Raw genomic sequence first — 22,254 nt, 5'->3', positions numbered from 1 at the left:
ATCGAGGTTTTAAGATGTCTGCCAAACCTGATGCCACAGAACTAATTGCTCAAACTGAACCTGGTCACAAGGGATGTGCGCCCCTTATTCGTATTGCCCAGATCCAGGTAGACCAAAAGCAGTTGGAGCAATACCGGGATGCCTCCAGGCGTATTGTGGAGGAGTCGGTAGCCCAAGAGCCTGGCGTTCTGGCTTTTTACGCATTGGAGCAAAGCGATGTGCCAGGCAGCTTCTTCGTTGTCGAAATTTATCGCGATGATGAGGCGTATAAGGCACATCTTGAGACGGAGTCGTTCAGACACTACAAGGCGGAGGTCGCAGGTATCGTCCAGTCTCTAGAGTTGATCGATCTGGACGTTGTGGCGCTTGCAACGAAGCCATTCCGCCTGGATTCAATCTGACGAGGCGGCCGCTGTCGGCCGCACCGTGTCTTAGCTACCTGGGGATGCGCTTGGCATTTCCCAGGAGCATCTGCGTTAGATGTTCAAGGATGCCATGTCGATGACGAACCGGTATTTTACAGCGCTCCGCGACATCCGATCGTAGGCCTCATTTATCTTTTGAATCGGGATTATTTCGATGTCAGAGACGATCCCTTTCTCGCCGCAGAAATCCAGCATTTGCTGCGTTTCTTTCAGCCCTCCGATAAAAGAGCCGGTTACAGCCTTGCGGCCGCTGACCAGCATGCCCGCGTTGACCGCTGTAGACAGTGGGCCCATGTAGCCCACAAGAACCAATACTCCTTCTAAGGCAAGGATGGGTAGGTACGGATTGATGTCGTGATCGTAGGGCACGGTATCGATAATCACATCGAATTGGCCCTTCACCGCGCTCATCTGTTCTGGATCGCTCGACACCACCACATGATCGGCGCCCAATCGAAATGCATCCTCTGATTTGCCCTCAGTTCGAGTGAACAGGCTGACATCTGCACCCAATGCCTTTGCCAGCTTCAAGGCCATGTGACCAAGCCCGCCAAGGCCAATAACCGCGACCTTGCTGCCGGCGCCAACATTCCAGTGCAGCAGTGGTGACCATGTAGTGACGCCCGCACACAATAAGGGGGCAGCACCAGCAGGGTCGAGTCCGGCGGGTACGGATAGCACGAACGCTTCCCGGACTACGATGGATTGAGAATAACCACCAAAGGTAACACTGCCGTCGCGTCTGTCTTTACTGTTGTAGGTAAAGGTCGATCCCTCCAGGCAGTTCTGTTCCCATCCGTGTTGACACGGCTGGCATTGCTGGCAAGAGTCAACCATGCAGCCTACGCCGACTAACTGGCCCACTTGGAAGCGTGATACCTGTGCTCCAACTTGCCGCACTCTGCCGATGATCTCGTGTCCTGGGACGATTGGATACGTTGTATAGCCTCCATGGTTACGAGCAAGGTGCAAGTCTGTGTGGCAGACGCCGCAATACAATATGTCGATGACGACATCGTCATCTCGTGTGTCTTGCCTTGTAAATGAAAACGGCTCGAGTGAGGCCGTTGCCGAGTGCGCTGCGAAGCCCAATACTTTCATGCTGATGATCCTGTTAAAGCGCTTGGTGCTCCATCTGTGTGGAAGAGGGTTTCAAGCGCAGTTGAGAGATACTCAATCGTTCTCGGAGGAAAACAGCGATTCCCAGTTTGTAAATGGCCCCAATGGGATTACTTCCCAACCAATCAAACCAGCCAAGGTAAGAGGGAACTCGGCAAGAGACTTCCTGGCTGCCTCAACAGACTCAAACTCGGCGATGATGGCAACTCCTGGCCGGTCTTGACGGAAGTAGATGTCACGGATCGCACCTTCCTTGTAAAGCTCCCAGCTATGACGGACTTCATCCTTCATGTGTGGCTCATACTGAGCAAAGGTGGCGCCAGGCTGAGGGATGTCTAAGCAAAGCAGCTTCATGATATGTCTCCTTAATTGATGGTATGAGCGTCAAACTGGTAAGAATCGAGCCGCAATTTGAGCCACGCGATGCCCAAAGTATTCGGCTGTGCGCAGGTCGCTGTCTGGCGGCGAGAGTTCTGGGGCCTCGTCAGTGTTTGCTTGCGTCATCACGCCTAGCCAACTTCCTAGACGGTTCAGATCGGTGGCTGATCCAGTGCTACTGCTGTTGCCGGGCATCAAGTCGAGCCCGACCCAAATCATTCCGTGCTGTGCTGCGAACAAGGCCATCGACATAAGGGAGTTCAGTTTGTCTCCGTGTTGGGCACCGGAGTTCGTGAAGCCGGCTGCGATCTTGTTGCGCCACTTCTGCTGAGTCCAGGCTGCCTTGGTGGAGTCTTCGAAAAACTGCTTCAGCTTCGCGCTGATAAGACCGTTGTACGTAGGCGAGCCGAAAATAATCGCATCGCTATTTTCAAGGCGCTCCCAATCCGTGAATCCTTCATTGACGCAAATAGCCTTTACATCTGTTCCTGCAACCTCAGACGCACCTTGAGCTACGTACTTAGCAACGCGTTCGGTGTGTCCATAGCCACTGTCATATACGATTGTAATAATCATCTGCCGCCCTTGATTGCACGACGCGCCTGGCTCAGCAACGTGATACCGGCACGCAGCACATTAAATTTAAAAGCATTTCTTGCTCATCTCCTACTTACTATAAAGTAGAATTTTGATACTCATTGGTGGCGGTTGGTCTCATTAGTGGTTCCAAAAATTCTACAGTTTCGAAGTTTTGAGGACGTGCTATGCGGGATATGTTCGATGGTGTGCAACTGTTTGTTGAGGTGGTGGAGTCGGGTGGCTTTGCCAAGGCTGGCGAGCGTTTATCACTCACGCGTTCTGCAGTCGGAAAGTCAATCGCGCGTCTGGAGGAGCGGTTGGGTGTCCAGCTTTTTAAGCGCACGACAAGGACACAATGCATTACTGAAGACGGTCAGCAATATTATGAGCGTTGTCTGCGAGCTGTTGAGGAGCTCCGCGCCGGCGAGATCATGCTGGAGACGGGGCGCCGTGAAGTGGTCGGAAGGTTGCGCGTTTCGCTTCCGGTACTATTTGGTAGGTACTGCGTTGCGCCGATTCTGCTCAGGTTTGCTCGCGAGCATCCTGGCTTGGAGATCGAACTCAGTTTTAGCGATCGTCAGATAGATTTGGTATCTGACGGGTTCGATCTCGCTGTGCGCAGTGGCTCTTTAGGGAATGGCGCCACCCTGCGTGCACGCCGACTGGTCAGCCAACCCAAGTTATTGTGTGCTTCCCCTTCATACCTTAATCAACATGGGACGCCGGACTCATTGATAGATCTGTCGAGTCATGAGCTACTGCCTTACTGCCGGAACGGACAGGCCCTTCCTTGGCGGCTACCCGAGGAAAATGGGGTATTGGTCGAGGTTCCTATTTCTTCCCGAATACGTTTGGATGATCTCGAAATGGTCGCGGATGCTGCTGCCGCTGACATGGGTATTGCGTGGCTTCCGTATTGGCTGATTCGAGCACGTATTCAACGCGGTGAGCTCATCGAGATTTGGGGCGACCGACCTCGGGCGGCGATGGAATGTAATGTTGTGTGGCCTGACGCTCAGCACCTTCCATTAAGATCTCGCCTTGCAATCGATTTGCTGGCACTTGAGCTTCCAAGAAGCTTGGAAAGCCAGCAGCCGATGAGCTAGATGTCACGGCAGTTGGATGACTTGGAGTGCCGGATCAAGCCCGAGCGAAATCTGACCCGATATTTCGCCATGATATTTATTAGTAGTATCTAGCGACACCGGTTGTGATCCGCATAAAAGCTTGGTAAAAATTGTAAGTCGAAAGAGTGCAGGCCGGATGGTAGCCCGGTCATCGTTCCCCAGAACGCCAACTCCTCCCTAATGGGTATCCGCGACACCTAGCCCGGCATGCCGGTTGCAAAGGTGTGCCTGCGGATATTCTTCTATTGCAGCGCACCTTCTTACTAATGTAGGACACGCGCTCATGAAACTTGATGGCAATACAATTCTGATCACTGGCGGTGCCACCGGCATCGGCTTCTCCCTCGCCAAACGCTTCGCCGAAAACAATACGGTGATCATTTGCGGCCGTAATGAGGCCATGTTGCAGCGGGCTAAAGATGATGTTTCAACGTTAATCACCTATGCATGCGATGTGGCCGACGTTGACAGTCGCCGTGCGATGGTTAAATGGCTTAAATCCACCCATCCAGACCTTAACGTTGTGATCAACAATGCAGGTGTTCAGAGCCAACGTGACTTCAACAGCGACCCGCATATGGATTCGCTTGATGCAGAGGTCGCCGTTAACTTCACTGCGCCTATCCATCTGATTGCAGAGCTGCTGCCAAGCCTCAAACGGCAACACAAGGCTTACATTCTCAACATTAGCTCGGGTCTTGCTTACTCGCCTATGGCTGACGTACCGGTGTACTGCGCAACCAAGGCGGCTATTCACTCTTTCACGCTGAGCCTGAGGCACCAACTGAAGTCATCTAACATCCGCGTCATTGAAATTGCTCCGCCATTGGTCGATACCGGACTCGGTGGCGGTACTCGCAGTGCCGGCGCAGCCAGCCATATGATGATGTCAGCGGATGATTTCGTCAGTGAAACCTTTGCCCAACTCGGGGCGGGTAAAGATGAGGTTCTGGTCGGGGTTTCGGTAAAAACGCGTCAAATGGGAGACGCTATGTTTGAGCTTATGAATACGCGTAATTAAACTCAGCCTATGAACTGCCTTTTTGGGCAGTTCTTCTTCAACGTGGACTTACTATCCAGTCATGGAAGGTTTGACAGTCAGCTTAGTCAAAGCGCGAGGCTCGGGTTCTTGACACCCAGAATGCGCAAAGCAAACAACCTGCACCGCAGACAGCCATTACAGAACCCAGCGGTAGAGGCGTGCCATTGGCAAAAAACGCCACTGCTGCTGATCCGAGCATGGCACAGCCGTATTGCAATGCACCAATCAATGCAGATGCGGAACCACTGGCGTCTGGAAAGCAATTCAGGGCTCCCGACACCGAGTTGGCCAACACCACCCCTGTCGCTGCAACGAAGAGCAGGCAAGCGAAGATCATCAACGGCAGCCCACCCCAATTTGCCCAGGTATTAACCAACAGTATCAAGCCGGCACAGGCTGACAGTGATGCCCCTACCAGCATCATCGTTTCTGTGTCGTAGCGCTTCAGGAGCCTCGCGTTTATTTGGGCGGTGACCATCATACCGATAATCCCTGCTGCAAATAGCAGGCCGTAAAATTGCGGTGAAACGTGGTAATAGGTGATGTACGCAAAGGGAGAGGCGGCGATGTATGCGAATGTTCCCGCGTAAAAAAACGCGCCGGCTGCTGTGTAGCCCAAGAAGCGACTGTCACGAAAGAAACTGCCATACCGTTTGATAATTTGCTTGAGCGAGGCAGGGCTGCGTCGCTGATGTGGCAGGGTTTCCGGCAGCTTGAAGAGGCTGATCAATGTCACCATGGCGATGAACACCAGGCTCCAAAAAATGGCTTGCCATGAGCCGAACCGTAAAATTTGGCCACCCACTGTCGGCCCCGCGAGCGGGGCTACGGCCATGATCGTCATGAGCGTAGACATTTTCTGAGCCGCTTTGCGGCCTTGATAAAGGTCTCGTACCATCGCACGCGCCAGCACGACATTTGCGCATGCCCCCAGCGCTTGCACGACGCGCCAGAAAATAATATGGCTGCCATCCGTGGCCAGTGCGCAACCTGCCGAGCCAATGATGAAAAGAATCAGCCCGATAGCAACGGGTAGTTTTCGGCCGAAGCGATCACTGATTGGCCCCCAGAATAGCTGCCCCGTGCTGAACCCGATGAGGTAGCCCGTGACGGTAAATTGCAGAGTACCGCCACTTACATTTAGTGCCTTTGCCATTTGCGGCATGGCTGGCAGGTATAAGTCGGTGGAGATGGAGGCGAACGCCATCAACAGGCTCAGAATCAACAAGATACTCAGACCGTGATCCTGGTGTGTATCCGACTCTTGTGATTCCAGTTGCCCGGGATTTTGGGATGTTACGTCCAGTTGATTCATGGAGAAAAATTGAAGCTCTCATTCAGGTGCGTTAGTTGGACGTTCAGCCTAATGCAATGGCTGCCAGAGAAAAATATGGCCGATCAGGACGTACCACTGAGCTGTGCTCATGAATCGGCAACATGCTAACTGAGCAGAATTGTTGAGGTGGCACTGGGGTATTGCTGAGTTTTGCTCATCGGTTCATAAACCCAACAGCCGGTAGTTGCACGTAGAGACATCCATTAGGTTGGTCGCAACTCTACTCATTCAGCAAGGAGCTACCGATGCGCCCAAGAGCAGCCATGCCAGGAGTCGCCCTGTTGGCCACCGTCGCATTTGATGTCTGTGCTGCTGATGCGCGCTCTGCACAATCCATGACTATCGTGAGAAATGGTGAGCGGGCATCAGTAATCGGAGCGCCCCAAAATTTCGTCGGCCATGCACGCATTGACCCTCTCTTCGCCGTACCGGCGCCGTCGAACGTATCGGCAGGGTATGTGACGTTTGAACCAGGGGCGCGCTCGATGTGGCATACCCATCCGCTGGGGCAGATGTTGGTGGTCACGATGGGCACCGGATGGGTTCAACAAGAGGGAGCCCAGAAACAGGTCATCAAGCCTGGAGACGTGATATGGACGCCGCCTGGCGTCAAGCATTGGCACGGCGCAACGAGTACAACAAGCGTGACCCACATGGCCATTCAAGAAGCGCTTGACGGCAAAAATGTCCAGTGGCTCGAGCCCGTTACCGAAGCCCAGTTCGGTGCTTCATTATGATTATTCGCACATTTTCAGCAGCAAGCCTGGCGATGTGTTTGTCTGCATGCGCCACCCCCGAGGGAGCGCTGACCAAGGAGATTTCGCACATGCCAACTTCAGCGGATATACAAGCCGCATCACCGGTAATGGCTCACAACGTCAACACATTACTGCTCGGTGAGGTCTGGAAACGCCCAGAGTTGTCTCCGCGCGACCGGAGCCTGGCAACGGTCGCCGTCTTGATTGCACGAGGTCAGACAGCGGAGCTGTCGGCTTACCTGGATCTGGCATTGAAGAATGGGGTGACGCCTTTGGAGTTGTCCGAAACCATCAACCATCTCGCGTTTTATTCAGGTTGGGGTAACGCTGCTGGAGCAGCGCCGATTGCCAAAGAGGTGTTTAGCAAGCACAGCATAACCTCTGACCAACTGGCGCCGGTGTCGCCCGTGCTACTGCCTATCGATCAGGTTGCCGAAGACGCACGCGTCGCGGCCGTCGACAAATCTGTTGGCCCGGTTTCGCCTGGGTTAGTGAAATTCACCACCAGTGCGTTATTCAACGATCTGTGGCTGCGGCCGGGCCTTGCGCCCAGAGACCGTAGTCTGATTACTGTTACGACGTTAGTGGCAAACGGTCAGGTTGCGCAGATCGGTTACCACCTCAATCGTGCTATGGACAATGGCCTGACGCAGACCGAGGCTTCCGAGTTGCTTTCGCATCTAGCGTTCTATGCTGGCTGGCCTAACGCCTTCTCAGCCGTGCCGGTATTTAGTGATGTCTTCACGAAGCGGCAGGCGAGCTGAAATCGCTAGGGGAGTGGCCCCATGGGTTCGAGCTCGCGGATAAGGTCAATCAGTAGGCGAATGCCTACGGGAACCTGTCTGAAGCTTGAGTAATAGATGTGAAAACCTGGGTCATGGTGAGTCCAGTCCTCAAGGACTCGCCGCAGGGAGCCTTCCGCGATCTGTCGTTCGACTACCTTCGCAGGCACATACATTAAGCCGGCGCCGCGCATTGCCATCGCTACACCGACCCGGGTCTCATCGATAGTGATGGCGCCCGGCGCGTCTATCTCCATCTGTTGGTCCTCATTCGAGAATTGCCAGTGGTAGATTCGTGCATTCCCCAGGCGCACGCGTAAACAACGATGTTGGTACAGCTCTTCCGGATGTAGTGGGGTACCGAATCGCTCTAGGTAATCAGGCGCTCCAACGACGGCCCATGCCACATCGGGAGAGAGTCGTTGAGCGATCATGTCTTCGGGCACCGTCCCACCGAATCGAATCCCTGCATCATGGCCATCGCCGATAACGTCGACCATACGGTTAGTTACGGTGAGGTCAACCTCGATGTCCGGATAGCGATCAATGAAAACCGGAAGAACGGGGCCGAGCAGTAGTTTTGCTCCGTCGCTCAACACGTTCAGGCGGATACGCCCGGCGGGCTCATCGCGTAGCCGGTTCAGTGTCTCCAGCGCCTGCCCGATATCATTTACGGGAGTGCTGATGAGGCTTTGCAGTTCCTCGCCAGCCGCCGTGAGTGTCACGCTTCGGGTGGTGCGATTGAGCAGTCGAACGCCAAGCCGTGTCTCCAGACCTTTCATGGCATGGCTCAGCGCAGACGCGCTGATGCCCACGTCCAGCCCCGCCTTTCTGAAGCTTTGATGCCGAGCGATGGCAAGGAAATAAACAATATCTGCCAGGTTCGTGCGGCTCAGTTGCATTGATGACTCCGAAGCAAAAGCGGTAAGGTCAGCCCACAGCGGGCAAGTGGTCAATCAACTTGTCGAGCGTAATGGGGTAATCACGAACCCTTATGCCGGTAGCGTTATAAACAGCGTTGGCAATCGCCGCTGCCGCTCCTGAAATACCGAGTTCGCCTACACCTTTAGCCTTCAGCGGAGTCGCATAGGAGTCAACTTCATCCAGGAAAATAACCTCCTGGTGGGGGATGTCGGCATGCACCGGTACTTCGTAGCCAGCCAGATCGTGATTAACAAAATAGCCCAAGCGGTGATCCACAATCATTTCTTCCATAAGTGCTGCACCCGCGCCCATGGTCATTCCCCCGATGATCTGACTACGTGCTGTTTTGGGGTTGAGTATTCTGCCTGCTGCGCACACTGCCAACTGGCGACGAATGCGAATTTCTCCTGTGGCCGCGTTTACACCAACCTCTACGAAGTGAGCGCCAAAGGTTTGTTGGGCATACTGCTTAGCCAAGTCGCCAAACTCCATGACGTCTTCGGCCTGCAAGTCGCCGTCTCTTGTCGCTTGTGCCAATGGTAGGTTTTTCGACCCTTCACGGACGTGGCCATCGATAAATTCGGCTTTTGTCGGATCGAGGCCTAACTTGGTTGCGACCGCTTCTCTAAGTTTCACACAAGCAGCATAGACGCCCGCCGTGGATGAGGCTGCGCCCCATTGGCCGCCTGAACCCGATGACTCCGGAAGTCTTGAGTCGCCCAGGTAGACGTTCACCTTGTCCATGTCCACGCCCATCATTTCCGCAGCCGTTTGAGCAATGATTGTGTAAGAACCGGTGCCAATATCGGTCATGTCGGTTTCGACGGTGACCATGCCTTTGCGATCAAGCCGTACGCGAGCAGCTGACTTCGTCGTGGGTGCACCTCGAATCGCGGACGCCATCCCCAACCCGATCCACCAGCCGTCATGCAGTTCTTTAGCCGGATGGGTATTACGTCGAGCCCAGCCGAAATGATCGGCTCCCGTATTCAAGCATTCGACTAACTGGCGCTGAGAGAACCGGCGATCCGGCTGCTCCGGGTCTACCTGGGTGTCGTTGATGACGCGAAACTTCACAGGATCCATCGCCAGCTTCTCAGCCAGTTCATCCATGGCAATTTCCAGTGCCATCATGCCTGGTGCTTCACCAGGCGCGCGCATGGCGCTACCTTCGGCAAGGTCAAGTTCGGCAAGATACAAGCGAGTCATGCGGTTTGCGCCGGCATACAAGGTTCGGGTCGATGCGGTGGCGGCTTCTGTGCGACCACCGCGCAGATTGCCCGACCAGCTCTCGTGGCCGATGGCAGTGAGGGTGCCATCCGCATTTGCACCGAGCCGGATTCTCTGAATCGTCGCGGGTCTATGGGTCAGGTTGTTAAACATGAGCGGGCGGGGGAGTGCGACTTTCACCGGCCGGCCGGCCGCTCTAGCGGCAAGAGACGCCAATACGGCGTCGCACAGGATGGTGCCTTTTCCCCCAAAACCACCGCCGATGTAGGGCGAGATCAGGTGAATGTTGTCTTTGGATATACCCAGTGTTTTTGCAAGGTCTCTGACACCCCAGTTCATCTGCTGAATGGATGTCCATAGCGTCAGTTTGTCTCCCTGCCACTGAGCGATGGTAGCGTGAGGCTCCATCATCGCGTGGGCATGATCCGGGGTCGTGTAATGACCGTCGAGGGTGACCGCTGCCAGCTTGAACGCGCCTTCGAAATCCCCGATTGCTGTATGCGGAGGAGGGCCGAACGCACCCGGCGCGGGCGTCATGGCTGACGCTTTTTGTGCGGCGAGGTCGTAGGCGCCAGGCTCTCTTACGTAGTAGACCCGAAGCAGAGCCGAAGCGGCCCTGGCTTGTTCAAACGTCTGTGCGACGACAATGGCTACGGCCTGGTGATAGTGATCGATTTTTGGGCCGGCAAGTGCGCGATCAACGTAAAATTCGCCCCTGTCCAGTTGGCCCGCATTCTCATAGGTGACGATTGTAATCACGCCGTTGGCTTGGCGTGCTTCGCTCGAATCAATTGAGGAAATTCGGCCTTTGCCGATTGCTGAACCGACTACATAGCCGTAGGCGGGGGAACTCACAGCGGCCTGTTGTTCGTAAGCATAGGTGGCCGTGCCGGTTGTTTTCAGTTTGCCTTCAACTCGATCTTTGGGTTGACCAATCACCTTCATTTGATCGATGGGGTTGGTGCTCGCAGGCGTATCAAACTTCATGAGGCTTACTCCTGGTCAATCGACCGCTACCGTGCAATACCGGTGATGTTGCTTAGGAAGATGCAGTGGAAAGAGCAAGGCCAATCGTCCGTTGCGCTAGTTTGATCTTGAAGGCGTTCTGCGCGGTAGGATTAGCGCCAGCCAGTAAACGAGTGGCTACGGCCTTCGCGCCGTCAGGCAAATAAGCTTCGGCCTCTTCACTTCGCCAAGGCTTGTACGCCACGCCTCCCAGGGCGAGTTGCCCCGTACGGTCTGGCTGCACGATCGCAGCGACAGACACCAGCGCGAAAGCGTAGGAGGCGCGGTCACGAACCTTGTAGTAGATATGCTCGCCCCCTAAAGGTTTAGGTAGCGTCACGGCGGTAATCAGTTCGCCGTTGTTCAGGATGTTCTCGATATGGGGGGTGGCCCCCGGTGCGCTGTAAAGATCGGCGAGATCAATCGTTCTGACCTGGCCGTTCGAGTTGAGTGTTTCTACCCTTGCGCCCAATGCTCGCATCGCTACAGCCATGTCACTGGGATGGCTGGCAATGCAGGCATCGCTGACCCCGATGATTGCTTGTTGCCGACTGGCTCCACCGATTGCAGAGCAGCCAGCACCCGGACGGCGCTTATTGCAAGGCTGATTGGTATCGTAAAAGTAGGCGCACCGGGTGCGTTGCAATAGATTGCCTGCCGTTGTGGCTTTGTTGCGCAATTGCCCTGACGCTCCCGCGAGCAGTGCCTTGGATAGTACGGCGTAGTCTTGACGCACCTGAGGCGCAGCGGCCAAGTCAGTATTACGCACCATGGCGCCGATCCTTAGCCCGCCGTCCTTGGTCGGGGTGATTTCATCGAGCGCCAGTCCGTTCACATCTATCAGGTGCTGGGGGATTTCTATTTCCAGTTTCATCAAGTCCAGCAAATTGGTGCCGCCGGCGATGAATCGGGCGCCTGGATTTTGGGCAGCGGCGTCAACCGCTTGCTTTAGAGAGGTGACACGCTCGTACGTAAAGGATTTCATGCCTCACCCCCGGCTATCTCTTGAATGGCATCAACGATGTTGGAGTACGCCCCGCAACGGCAGATATTTCCGCTCATGCGCTCGCGGATTTCAGCGGCTGTGACCGTACTGCTGGCGATCAAGTCGCTACTGACGTGGCTGGGTATGCCGGCCTTTATCTCGTCAAGCATCGCGACTGCCGAGCAAATTTGCCCGGGTGTGCAGTAACCGCATTGATAGCCGTCATGCTTGATGAACGCTGATTGCATTGGGTGCAGGTTGTCCGGCGTACCGAGCCCCTCAATGGTGGTGATGCTGTCACCTTCGTGCATGACCGCAAGCGTGAGGCATGAGTTTATTCGTCGGCCTTCCACGATCACCGTACATGCTCCGCACTGGCCATGGTCACAGCCCTTCTTGCTTCCTGTCAGATGCAGCCTTTCTCGAAGTGCGTCCAGGAGCGTGGTGCGGTTATCGACGTCCAAGGCAACTCGCCGCCCATTGAGGGTGAACGTCACATGACTTCCTGGCGGGCTCTGCACTGCTGTTTTGGTGTTGGCAGTGGCTTGGGCATCATCGGTCTTCGCTAAAACGGCTGTGACTGCAGTACCTGCGGTGCCGATCAGCACTTGTCGTCGCGACAGTTCTATTCCAGCTCCGGGTGCGGTGGGGTTTCCAGGGTTCATCAACGTCTCCATTCGCAGTGTGGGTGGCTGAGGCCGGGTGCTCCTAGATGATTCCTTTGCGTTGCACATCTCTCACGGCGAGTGCGCGGCTTGAAGAAGCAATGTTGCCGGACTGTCCATCATGGGAGCCTATGGCACTGTGTTGTTGCTGATAACTGGCGTTTTCAGAATGAATCCATGAGCGGTGTTCAGCAATCTAAGGAATTACCCCGTGTGGGCAGGGATCACCCTCCCAAGTTGGACAAGCTCGCTAGCGAGGTTGCATGCACTCATAACAGTTATCTGATTTACTCATGAGTGCTCATCGAATGTGGGCTGTAGCATGACTTCGCCAATAACCCTGAGAGAACTAAGTATGCGGATATCAGCTCTGCTGGCCACTGTTGTCATGGGCTGTTTCTGGGTGGGGGCAGTGTTTGCTGTGCCACCAGCAGAGCAAGTCGTGCGTATTGCGCAGCTTGTGATTGATCCGGCGCAACTGGCGGCCTATCAAGCTGCGGTCAAAGAGGAAATGGCCGATTCCGTCCGCCTTGAGCCGGGTGTAATAGCGATCTATTCGGTTGCAGAAAAAGATCATCCGAATCGGCTGCACTTCTTCGAAATCTATGCGGATGAGGCGGCGTATCGAAGCCATATTGCGTCTGCGCATTTTCGAAAGTACGTGAAAACGACGCAGTCGATGATCCTGTCCAGAGTATTAACCGAAACCGAACCGGTTCAACTCAGCACTCAGCGTGGTCGATGACACGATTTTCTGTGAGGGCTAGTCATTGCCAGGTATGCGTGCTGAACAGATTGGTTTTTCAATGGAGGAAAGTGATGAAAAATGTGAAGGTGTTGGCGTTTGCGATGATGGGTCTGGCGTTTTTCGGGGCAGGCAGCTGCCGGGTAATTGCATCCGAGGCTCCTTCGGCAACGCCCCCGGCCTACTATGTCGCCGAGTTTGAGGTCACTGATCCCGAAGGAATGAAGCCTTACAGTGCAAAGGTAGAGGCAACTTTCAAACCCTATGGAGGGCATTTCATTGTGCGTGGTGGCAAGACCATTTCGCTTGAAGGTGAAGCGCCTAAGCGTCGAAGTGTTGTCATTGAGTTTGCGAGTGTCGAAAAAGCTCAGGCTTGGTACAACTCTGCGGAGTACACCGAACTGAGAAAAGTCCGCCAGCGTTCAGCCAAGACAGACGTCTATTTGATTGAGGGCGTATCGGCGCAATAGTCAGGGAGTCGACAAATGCTGCGCGAGAATGCGAACGATCTGCTGGTCTTCATTGCAGTAGCGCGGGAAAGAAGTTTTACGAAAGCGGCTTCACAGCTTCGTGTCTCTCAATCTGCGATGAGTCATACCATCAAGGCATTCGAGGAAAGGTTAGGCCTCAGGCTTTTGACCCGCACCACGCGAAGCGTCACATTGACTGATGCCGGGCAGGCGCTTTACGACAGCATGAGCCCGCACTTCGAGGCAATGGAAGCCAATTTTCAGACACTGCTGGGCCTTCGAGATAAACCCGCCGGTACGATACGGATCAGCGCAGCAGATTTCAGCTTTCACACTGTGTTATGGCCAGTGCTGGAAAGCTTTTTGGCGAAATACCCGGACATCAACGTGGAGGTCAACTGTGACTATCGACTGGTCGACATCGTAGCGGAACGTTACGACGCAGGTGTGCGATACGGTGACACTGTGGGGGAGGGGATGATCGCGACAAAAATTGCCCCTGACATGCGGATGGCCGTCGTAGCAACGCCAGACTACTTTAGGTTGCATGTGCCGCCTAGAGAACTCCACGAGCTAGGCAGCCACAACTGCATCAACATGCGATTCCCCACCCATGGCGGAATCTACGCTTGGGAGTTCGAAAAAGAAGGTATCACCAAGAATATGCAGGTAAGTGGACAACTCGTCGTCAATGGAGTTTATCAAACGCTCGATGCTTGCCGGAGCGGGGCAGGGTTGGGATATTTACCAGAAACACTTGTTCAACAGCACATCGACAGTGGTGACTTGATTCGAGTGTTGCAGGATTGGTGCCCGCCGTTCGCCGGGTTTCACCTGTATTACCCCAGTCGCCTTCAATCTTCACCTGCGTTCAGCCTTTTAGTGGAAGCGCTACGCTATCCCCGGAGAGTCGAAGCTGGTGAAGATTAAATACCGTTTATGGTCAAGCATCACTTTGCCGTTAAAGCGGAGGTGACTCATCTCTCGATGCAAGTTCAAAGCTATGTGCCGAGGGGCGCGTTTGTACCATTTTAAAGATTTCCAAGTCCGGCCCGCTCGGAGTTCTCCTCATCAATAGTCCACTCGTCCTCAGGCTGGGGGCATCCTTTTCAAACCATCCAAAGCATGCCCTCAGATGTGCCCCCAATGTAGCAATCCACTGGAAGTGAATGGAGCTCCATGGTTTGTGGAAAGGCAGAAATGATCAGATGAACAGCCTGCCAGACGACGCCTAAAGACTCTCAGGGTCGCCAAAAAACATCTGAATCCGCGACCGCAACCACCGTTCCCCCGGATCATTGTCCTGAGACCCACGCCACGCCATGTGCAATTCAAACGTACGCACTGGCAACGGCGGCTCTTCCGCCCGCAAGCCACCCGCTGAAGTCAACGCCTCAGCCGCATAGTCCGGCACGGTCGCGACAATATCGGTACCCGCCAGCAACGTCCCCAGTCCATTGAACTGCGGCACAGCCAGTACCACATGGCGCTTGCGGCCAAGCTTCTCCAGCTCTTCATCCAGAAACCCGCTCAAATCCCCGGCAAACGACACCAGGGCATGGGGCCGGGCGCAGAAGTCATCCAGGCTCATGGAACCCGGCATGCTGTCGGCCCGCAGCAGCATCGGCTTGCTGCGGCGCAGGACCTTGCGCTTGGCGTTGGCCGGCAAATCGGTGGTGTAGCTCACGCCGATGGAGATTTCCCCGGAGGCCAGCAGGCCGGGCATCAGGATGTAGTTGACGCGGCGCACCACCAGCACGATGCCGGGGGCTTCGGCCCGCAGGCGCTTGAGCAGCAGTGGCAGCAGGGCGAATTCGACGTCGTCCGACAGGCCGATGCGGAATACGGCGGTGCTGGTGGCCGGGTCGAACTCCGATGCGCGGCTGACGGCCGTGGAAATCGAGTCCAGGGCCGGGGAGAGCAGGGCGAAGATTTCGACCGCACGGGCCGAAGGCTCCATGCTGCGCCCGGTACGCACGAACAACGGGTCGTCGAACAGGCCGCGCAGGCGTGACAACGCCGCGCTGATGGCCGGTTGGCCAAGGAACAATTTCTCGGCAGCGCGGGTCACACTGCGCTCATGCATCAAGGTTTCGAATACGATCAACAGGTTGAGGTCGACACGACGCAGGTCGTTACGGTTCATCTTGTGTCCCAGGCGGCGTCAGTAAACTTGACGGGAGCGGTCATATAAGAACAATGACCGGCATGAATCTTACGGGGAAAGGCTGGTACTCTGCACCGGCTAATTCAGTTTTCCTACATGGCTTGGTGCGTTTTCCGTATGTGCGGAATCAATGACAGGCATGTCGACTATTAATGGCGACCGGTGGCCTTGCTCCGAAAGCCCAGATAGAGTTCATGGCAATAGAGGTTACTTTGACGAGGTTTGCGATGTCCCGCACGATCCGTTTTCACAAGTTTGGTCCGGCCGAGGTGCTCAAATGCGAAGAGCATGCAGCCGCTAAGCCCGCATCGGGCGAAGTGCAGGTGCGCGTCGAAGCGATTGGCATCAGTTGGTACGACATTCTGTGGCGCCAGAACCTGGCGTCGTCCCATGCCCGTCTGCCATCAGGCCTGGGCCATGAAATGGCCGGTGTGGTTGTGGCCGTAGGCGAGGGTGTCGACGACCTGGCGGTGGGTGACAAGGTCGCCAGCTTCCCGGCCGAGAGCCCGAATGATTACCCGGTGTATGGCGAACAAATCGTCCTGCCCCGTTCGGCCTTGACCCGTTACCCGGACGTCTTGAGCCCGATTGAAGCCAGCGTGCACTACACGCCGCTGCTGATTGCGTACTTTGCGTACATGGACTTGGCGCGGGTCAAACCCGGGCAGTTTGCCCTGGTGACGGACGCCAGCCACTGTGCCGGCCCATCGTTTGTGCAACTGGGTAAAGCCCTCGGTGTGCGGGTGATTGCCGCCACCAAGACCAGTGATGAGCGCGAATACCTGCTGTCCCTCGGGGCAGAAAAGGTCATCGTCACCGAAGAGCAGGACCTGCTGATGCAAATCAACAAGTTCACCGACAACCGCGGCGTTGACGTGGTGTTCGATGGTTTGGGTGGCCCGCAGATGTCGCTGCTGGGCGATGTGTTGGCGCCCCGTGGCAGCCTGGTGCTGTACGGCCTGCAAGGTGGCAACCAGACGCCATTTCCGGCCTGCGCGGCGTTCCAGAAGAACATTCAGTTCTTTGTGCACTGCATCGGCAACTTCACCGGCAAACCGGAACTGGGCATCATCCAGGACCAGGTGGCCTTGCAGCGAGCCTTGCGTGACATCAACCAACTGACCGCCGACAAGGTGCTGGTACCGCTGAAGACCACGGTGTTTCCGTTCAGCCAGTTCGTTGAAGCGCACCGTTATATGGACGAATGTCCGTGCCGTGAGCGCGTCGCCTTGCAGGTAGAAGCTGTTTGATCTGTGGGAATATTCTCAAGCGAGTATTCCTTCCCCCGGGCGCATGGGGCAAATGCGCCATTTGACAGGATTTAACCTGCCCACCGTTTTAATCGGGACTTCAGCGTTTTAGCCCGATAAATCACCTTGCTGCCCCTCAAGCCGCCCTGAATCCCAGTGCGGCGTTGTCGTGTCTGGGGGGTCGATACCCGATGCCTGCGCTCATCTGAACTGGTTTCAGGCCCGGTTCTGTATCTGTTAATCAGGATTCAAGCGCTGATAATTGCTCCCTCACTTTCATCTCAAGGATTGAGCAATGATTGAATATCTGAAGTCACCCCATGCGTTCATTAAATCCAATAAAGCGCTGTATGCCCGCTCAGGCGAAAAACCATTATTTAAGTTGGTTGCGTCAGATGCTTCTTTAGTTTGTAAGTTAAGACGGTGTAGGAAGTTGTCAGAACAATCCTAAGACCGCCGGTGTTAGCACCGCCGACTCGAAGCGTGCCGCGTTTCCGGGACTGGAAGCCCCGAAGCGCCCATTGGCAGGCAGGGTGCGGTGCTAATCTCCATTGAATGTCACATGTTGCAACGCCCCTACAGAAACAACAGTCAAGCAAACACCGTTAGTTAACGGTTGCCCGACACTGATATTTCAACTCAGGTAGTAGAACTATGAGCGCTATTCACGAACAAGCCATGAACTATGTCTATCAACAAGTATTACAACGCTTGGTTGGACATTTTTCTCGAACAGAACGCACCTCGCTTCAATTATTGATTCAACGAATCGTGGTGGCGGCAGGCGGCATGGAACGGATCGGTGAATACAGGGTGCTGGTCGCTCACGGCGCTGGCGCTGGCAGCAGCTACGCCTTGACCTTGCTGCGTGCGGCGCAGCTGACACTCGCGGGCCGGGCGCCTCGCACCTTTCAATTACGCGTCGCCACACTGCGCCACGCAGGCATGACGCAAACGGCGCTGGATACATTGCATCGCGGCTACAGCGCGCTGTTTGTGCATGACGACCCGCGTGTGGAACTGCTGATGGTGGAAAACCAGGAAGTGTTGCCGTTCAACCACCTGCGGCCGGCCTCCGCCACGGCGCGCGATACCAGTCGGCGCAACATGCTGATGGTGGGGCACCTGACCTCGGGAGACCTGCGCCAAACCCTGTGCAACGACGCCTACCTGGCACTTGGCGACTTCTATCAGCGTGTGAGCACGTGGGATGGCGGCGTGCACGCGATGGTCAGCGGTGATTCCCCACGCAAGCAACGCGAGTACCTGGCGTGGTTGAAAAAGGCTGCGCTGGCGGCGGGTGCAGCGGTTCCGGCGCGGCAGCCTATGGTGCTCAGCGGATTGTTCGCGCGCATGGACGAGTGGAGCAGCGCTTATTACTCCGATGTCTACGGCGAGCACTATGTCGCCGTCGATGCGTCCGACAAGGACACCGACCGTCCCCTGGCCTACATCGGCATTGCGGACCTGATGGAAGCCGTCGAATACCCGTCCGGCCCGTTGTTGCGGCAGTTCCTGGCTTATCAGCCGGAAGAGTTTGGCTTTCACTTCAGTCATCCAGCCTACGCGAACCCATTGCTGATGGCCCATCTGCGCGGCTTGCAGGCAGAGTGCCTGCGGGAACTGAGCTATGAAGAGGGCGCCTTGGGCTTTGTGCAGCAGGCCACGTTGTTTATGCGGCGCAAGCAGATTCCCGAGCAGCTGATAGCCCAGGCCGGCAGCCAGGATGGCCGCGCCTTGTCGGCCGACTACGCCCAGGCGCTGTTCGGGCTGGATGAAAACCAACTGAACTGCCTGATGTTTTCGCCGTTCATCCGTCATGGCGAGCGCCTCGAAAGCTTTTTGCGCCAGTGCCACCCCGGCATGTTGGTGGCACTGCCCGAGCTGCACAAGGCGCTGCAAGGCAAGCCGGTGGCCGAGATGCTCATGCAATGGGCGATCGACATCAGCGGATTGCCGATCGACCTGTTGCAACATCTGTATCGCAAGCGGCCTGCCATAGCGGCTGCGTGTGTGGCCGCAGGGCCGCAGCAAGAAGCGCCCGCCCTGGCAACCTGCCAACTGGCAGGGCGTTGAGGGGGTGACGACGGGTAAACAGCGATGAACCTCAAGGACGACAGCCAAACCGACTTCGCTTACCAGGCGGTTTATCGCTACATGATCAACCTCATCAGTGAGGTCGGCACCGACGCCCGGGTAAAATTGCCGTCATTGCGGCAATTGTCTCAGCGCCTGAATGTGTCGATCTCGACCATCCAATACGCTTACTCGTTGCTGGAGAAGGAAGGGCGGGTCTATTCGGTGGCCAAGTCGGGCTATTACGCCTGGCCGGTGTTGAATAAGCCGCCCAGTAGCAGTGGTGACCTGCTGGAGCGCCTCTATGCCAGTGCACGACGCCCCGGCATGCTGGTGCTCAGCGCCGATGAACCGGCACTGGGGGCGTCTCTGGACGGTGCGTTGTTGTTGCTGGAGCGCGAACTGTTGCGTCACTACCCGCGCCATTTGCAGCCATGGTCGCAGCCGTGCGGCGTCTGGGAATTGCGCGCGGCACTCGCGGCACGCTACACCTCGTCTCCAACCCGCTGCTGGCAGGCGGATGAGGTGTACATCGGCGCCGATCTGCGCGGAGTGCTGGAAATCCTGATTGAGGTGCTGGGGCTCAAGGGCGCTGCCGTTATTGTGGAATCACCCTGTGACTGGTTGATTCTGCGGTTGTTGCAGGGCGCAGGCGTGAAGGTCCTGGAACTACCGTTCACGGCGGACGGCGGCCTGGATCAAGGGTTGCTCGAGCAATTGCTCAGCAATGAACCGGTTCAACTGGCGTTGCTCTCCTCGGGCATCAGCCAGCCGTCAGGCATCGTCCTGTCCACTCATGACCGCCTGCACTTGGTACGGTTGCTGAACCAGCATGGCTGTTGGTTGTTAGAAAATGACAGCCATGGCGAACTGGGCTTCGAGCAGCCAACCACTGCCTTGCGGGACCTGGCGAACCCCGAGCGGCTGATGGTGTTTTCCACCTTCGAGAAAGTGCTCGGGCCTGAAGCGCCGTTTGGTTATTTGCTGTCCCGGCACTTGAGCGGCGAGCTGCAACGCCTGTTCCTGCTCCGCGAGTTCCGGTTGTCCTCTATCCGCCAGCGGGCGATTGCGCGGCTCTACCTGAGCGGGCGGATCGACCAGCATCTGCGGGAGTTACGCCCGCAACTCAAAGAGCAGGCCCGGCTGATGAGCCTGCGCCTGGACGAGCATCTGGGGGATCAAGTGAGCTACCAAATGCCTGCCGCTGGCGCCACCTTCTGGTTGCGCTCAACGGCGGCGGTGGACATGCGCCAGGTGTTCCAGCGCCTGCTCGGCCGGCAGGTGGTGATCGCGCCGGGTGAGTTGTTCAGCGTCAGTGGCCTGCACCGCCAGCATTTGCGGCTGAGCCATACCTTCGACGGGGCGCATAACCTGGAGAACGCCCTGGGTGAGCTGGCTCAGGCGCTGAGGCAGACACAGACCAGCGCCGAATGAAATTTCCCTGATTGTTGTAGGATTTATAACGTCGCGGAGCAGTCCAACTCTCAGTAAACTGCACTTTTTTCCGAATCCTTCTCTTTCAGAGGTTTATGCATGACTCTCAGTCCTTTTGCGGGCAAGCCGGCACCAGCTCAACTGCTGGTAGACATCCCGCGACTGGTAACGGCCTATTACACCGGCCAGCCTGATGCAGCGATCTCCACCCAGCGCGTCGCCTTTGGAACCTCCGGGCATCGCGGCAGCTCGTTCGACTTGAGCTTCAACGAATGGCACGTGCTTGCCATCAGCCAGGCTATTTGCCTTTACCGTGAAGCCCAAGGCATCAACGGCCCGTTATTTGTCGGCCTGGACACCCACGCGCTGTCCACCCCAGCCGGCGCCAGCGCCCTGGAAGTGTTGGCCGCCAATGGCGTACAGGTGATGTTGGCCGAGGGCGACGAGTACACCCCGACACCGGCGATTTCCCACGCCATTATTTGCTACAACCGTGGCCGCACCAGCGGCCTGGCCGACGGCATCGTGATCACGCCGTCCCACAACCCGCCGCAAAGCGGCGGCTACAAGTACAACCCGCCGAATGGCGGCCCGGCCGACACTCACATCACCAAGTGGATCGAAGCCAAGGCCAATGAATTGCTGGCCAATAAACTGTCCGGGGTCAAGCGCATCACCCACGCCCAGGCCTTGAAGGCCGACACGACCCATCGTCACGACTACCTCAACACCTACGTGGCCGACTTGGTCAACGTCATCAACTTTGATGCGATCCGCAGTTCAGGCCTGCGACTGGGCGTCGATCCGCTGGGCGGAGCAGGGGTGCGCTACTGGTCGGCCATTGCCGAGCACCATCGCCTGAACCTGGACGTGGTGAACACCGAAGTCGATTCCACCTTCCGCTTCATGAGCGTCGACTGGGACGGCCAGATCCGCATGGACCCGTCCTCCAGCTACGCCATGCAAGGCTTGATCGGCCTCAAGGACCGTTACGACGTGGCCTTCGCCTGCGACCCGGACCACGACCGCCACGGCATCGTGACGCCATCCGGTGGCTTGCTCGCGCCGAACAACTACCTCGCGGTGTCTATCGATTACCTGTTCCAGAATCGCCCTGAGTGGCGTGCTGATGCTGCCGTGGGCAAGACCGTGGTCAGCAGCGGCCTGATTGATCGCGTGGCCAATCGCATTGGCCGTCGCCTGTACGAAGTGCCGGTGGGCTTCAAGTGGTTTGCCGACGGCCTGTTCGACGGCTCCCTCGGTTTTGGCGGTGAAGAAAGCGCTGGGGCTTCGTTCCTGCGTAAGGACGGCAGCGTGTGGAGCACCGACAAGGATGGCTTGATCCCGGCGCTGCTGGCCGCAGAGATGACTTCCCGCAAAGGCCAGGACCCGAGCCAGATCTACCGTGGGCTGACTGACGCGTTGGGCGAACCGTTCGCCATTCGTGTGGACGCCAAGGCCACCCCCGTGCAGAAAGCCTTGCTGGGCAAGCTGTCGCCGGACCAGGTGACGTCCACGCAGTTGGCGGGGGAAAGCATCCAGCAGATCCTCAGCCACGCGCCGGGTAACGACCAGGCGATTGGCGGGCTGAAAGTGATGACTGAAAACGGCTGGTTTGCCGCACGGCCATCGGGTACTGAGGACATCTACAAGATCTATGCCGAGAGCTTTATTGGCGAGGATCACCTCAAGCAACTGGTGGAAGAGGCGCAGGTGTTGGTGGACGGGGCGATCTCGGCTAACTAGAGCTGTAACAA

General features: G+C 56.4%; 21 protein-coding genes. 12 read left to right on the top strand and 9 right to left on the bottom strand.

Translation table 11 applies throughout. The annotated features are described in order from the left end of the window. Window positions 1-14 precede the first annotated feature (14 nt). A complete protein-coding gene (locus AU074_RS03680; RefSeq protein ID WP_083676626.1) occupies window positions 15-401 on the top strand; it encodes a putative quinol monooxygenase in 387 nt (128 codons plus the stop codon). 75 nt (window positions 402-476) lie between these two features. Here the strand turns inward: AU074_RS03680 and AU074_RS03675 are convergent, their stop codons facing one another. The 3 genes from AU074_RS03675 to AU074_RS03665 form a co-directional block, all read right to left on the bottom strand. Continuing rightward, entirely contained in the window at window positions 477-1,526 is a 1,050-nt protein-coding gene (locus AU074_RS03675; RefSeq protein WP_076013540.1) for an NAD(P)-dependent alcohol dehydrogenase, read from the bottom strand. Window positions 1,527-1,598: 72 nt separating this feature from the next. Continuing rightward, complete coding sequence (locus tag AU074_RS03670; protein WP_076013539.1) at window positions 1,599-1,898, bottom strand: superoxide dismutase; 300 nt, start codon at window positions 1,896-1,898, stop codon at window positions 1,599-1,601. A 30-nt stretch (window positions 1,899-1,928) separates the two neighbouring features. Beyond that, window positions 1,929-2,498: a flavodoxin family protein gene (locus AU074_RS03665; RefSeq protein ID WP_076013538.1), complete on the bottom strand. Its 570-nt coding sequence runs from the start codon at window positions 2,496-2,498 to the stop codon at window positions 1,929-1,931. Window positions 2,499-2,686: 188 nt separating this feature from the next. On the opposite strand from AU074_RS03665, the gene AU074_RS03660 reads away from it, so the two are divergent. Continuing rightward, on the top strand, window positions 2,687-3,607 hold the full coding sequence (locus AU074_RS03660; protein ID WP_076013537.1) for a LysR substrate-binding domain-containing protein: 921 nt from the start codon (window positions 2,687-2,689) through the stop codon (window positions 3,605-3,607). 304 nt (window positions 3,608-3,911) lie between these two features. Beyond that, window positions 3,912-4,649, top strand: a complete 738-nt coding sequence (locus AU074_RS03655; protein WP_076013536.1) for an SDR family oxidoreductase — start codon at window positions 3,912-3,914, stop codon at window positions 4,647-4,649. An 82-nt stretch (window positions 4,650-4,731) separates the two neighbouring features. On the opposite strand, the gene AU074_RS03650 is transcribed toward AU074_RS03655, so the two are convergent. Then, window positions 4,732-5,985 carry a Bcr/CflA family multidrug efflux MFS transporter gene (locus AU074_RS03650; protein WP_083676625.1) on the bottom strand — a complete coding sequence of 418 codons (1,254 nt, stop codon included), beginning with the start codon at window positions 5,983-5,985 and terminating at the stop codon, window positions 4,732-4,734. A 266-nt stretch (window positions 5,986-6,251) separates the two neighbouring features. Here AU074_RS03650 and AU074_RS03645 point away from each other — a divergent pair, with 266 nt between their 5' ends. Beyond that, window positions 6,252-6,743: a cupin domain-containing protein gene (locus AU074_RS03645; protein ID WP_076013535.1), complete on the top strand. Its 492-nt coding sequence runs from the start codon at window positions 6,252-6,254 to the stop codon at window positions 6,741-6,743. After that, window positions 6,740-7,528, top strand: coding sequence for a carboxymuconolactone decarboxylase family protein (locus AU074_RS03640; protein WP_076013534.1), 789 nt, complete (start codon window positions 6,740-6,742; stop codon window positions 7,526-7,528). Before AU074_RS03645 ends, AU074_RS03640 begins: the two co-directional genes overlap by 4 nt. 5 nt (window positions 7,529-7,533) lie before the next feature. Here AU074_RS03640 and AU074_RS03635 read toward each other — a convergent pair whose 3' ends face one another. The 4 genes from AU074_RS03635 to paoA are packed head-to-tail and all read right to left on the bottom strand — an operon-like array spanning window position 7,534 to window position 12,355. Then, complete coding sequence (locus AU074_RS03635; protein WP_076013533.1) at window positions 7,534-8,448, bottom strand: LysR family transcriptional regulator; 915 nt, start codon at window positions 8,446-8,448, stop codon at window positions 7,534-7,536. 28 nt (window positions 8,449-8,476) lie between these two features. Beyond that, window positions 8,477-10,687, bottom strand: coding sequence for an aldehyde oxidoreductase molybdenum-binding subunit PaoC (gene paoC, locus AU074_RS03630; RefSeq protein WP_076013532.1), 2,211 nt, complete (start codon window positions 10,685-10,687; stop codon window positions 8,477-8,479). 52 nt (window positions 10,688-10,739) lie between these two features. Beyond that, complete coding sequence (locus tag AU074_RS03625; RefSeq protein WP_076013531.1) at window positions 10,740-11,690, bottom strand: xanthine dehydrogenase family protein subunit M; 951 nt, start codon at window positions 11,688-11,690, stop codon at window positions 10,740-10,742. Then, complete coding sequence (gene paoA / locus AU074_RS03620) at window positions 11,687-12,355, bottom strand: aldehyde dehydrogenase iron-sulfur subunit PaoA (RefSeq protein ID WP_076013713.1); 669 nt, start codon at window positions 12,353-12,355, stop codon at window positions 11,687-11,689. The genes AU074_RS03625 and paoA overlap by 4 nt, the downstream gene beginning before the upstream one ends. A gap of 322 nt (window positions 12,356-12,677) precedes the next feature. Between paoA and AU074_RS03615 the strand changes: the two genes are divergently transcribed. The 3 genes from AU074_RS03615 to AU074_RS03605 all read left to right on the top strand — a co-directional run bounded on the left by AU074_RS03615 (window position 12,678) and on the right by AU074_RS03605 (window position 14,500). Next, a complete protein-coding gene (locus tag AU074_RS03615; protein WP_256576827.1) occupies window positions 12,678-13,100 on the top strand; it encodes a putative quinol monooxygenase in 423 nt (140 codons plus the stop codon). Between the two features lie 74 nt (window positions 13,101-13,174). Further along, window positions 13,175-13,570 carry a DUF1330 domain-containing protein gene (locus AU074_RS03610; protein ID WP_076013530.1) on the top strand — a complete coding sequence of 132 codons (396 nt, stop codon included), beginning with the start codon at window positions 13,175-13,177 and terminating at the stop codon, window positions 13,568-13,570. A gap of 15 nt (window positions 13,571-13,585) precedes the next feature. Beyond that, entirely contained in the window at window positions 13,586-14,500 is a 915-nt protein-coding gene (locus tag AU074_RS03605; protein WP_076013529.1) for a LysR family transcriptional regulator, read from the top strand. Between the two features lie 301 nt (window positions 14,501-14,801). Here the strand turns inward: AU074_RS03605 and AU074_RS03600 are convergent, their stop codons facing one another. Then, entirely contained in the window at window positions 14,802-15,716 is a 915-nt protein-coding gene (locus AU074_RS03600) for a LysR family transcriptional regulator (protein ID WP_008433801.1), read from the bottom strand. 248 nt (window positions 15,717-15,964) lie between these two features. Between AU074_RS03600 and AU074_RS03595 the strand changes: the two genes are divergently transcribed. The 4 genes from AU074_RS03595 (at window position 15,965) to pgm (ending at window position 22,243) form a co-directional block, all read left to right on the top strand. Further along, window positions 15,965-16,987, top strand: coding sequence for a zinc-dependent alcohol dehydrogenase family protein (locus AU074_RS03595; protein WP_076013528.1), 1,023 nt, complete (start codon window positions 15,965-15,967; stop codon window positions 16,985-16,987). A 654-nt stretch (window positions 16,988-17,641) separates the two neighbouring features. After that, window positions 17,642-19,063 carry a hypothetical protein gene (locus AU074_RS03590; protein ID WP_076013527.1) on the top strand — a complete coding sequence of 474 codons (1,422 nt, stop codon included), beginning with the start codon at window positions 17,642-17,644 and terminating at the stop codon, window positions 19,061-19,063. 24 nt (window positions 19,064-19,087) lie between these two features. Then, entirely contained in the window at window positions 19,088-20,497 is a 1,410-nt protein-coding gene (locus AU074_RS03585; RefSeq protein WP_076013526.1) for a PLP-dependent aminotransferase family protein, read from the top strand. Window positions 20,498-20,596: 99 nt separating this feature from the next. Next, window positions 20,597-22,243 carry a phosphoglucomutase (alpha-D-glucose-1,6-bisphosphate-dependent) gene (pgm, locus tag AU074_RS03580; RefSeq protein ID WP_076013525.1) on the top strand — a complete coding sequence of 549 codons (1,647 nt, stop codon included), beginning with the start codon at window positions 20,597-20,599 and terminating at the stop codon, window positions 22,241-22,243. The last annotated feature ends 11 nt before the right edge of the window (window positions 22,244-22,254 follow it).

The organism is Pseudomonas sp. ATCC PTA-122608, from assembly GCF_001952855.1.
Lineage (GTDB): Bacteria > Pseudomonadota > Gammaproteobacteria > Pseudomonadales > Pseudomonadaceae > Aquipseudomonas.
The sequence above is the reverse complement of the archived record's forward strand: the minus strand, read 5'-3'. Positions and strand labels throughout refer to the sequence as shown.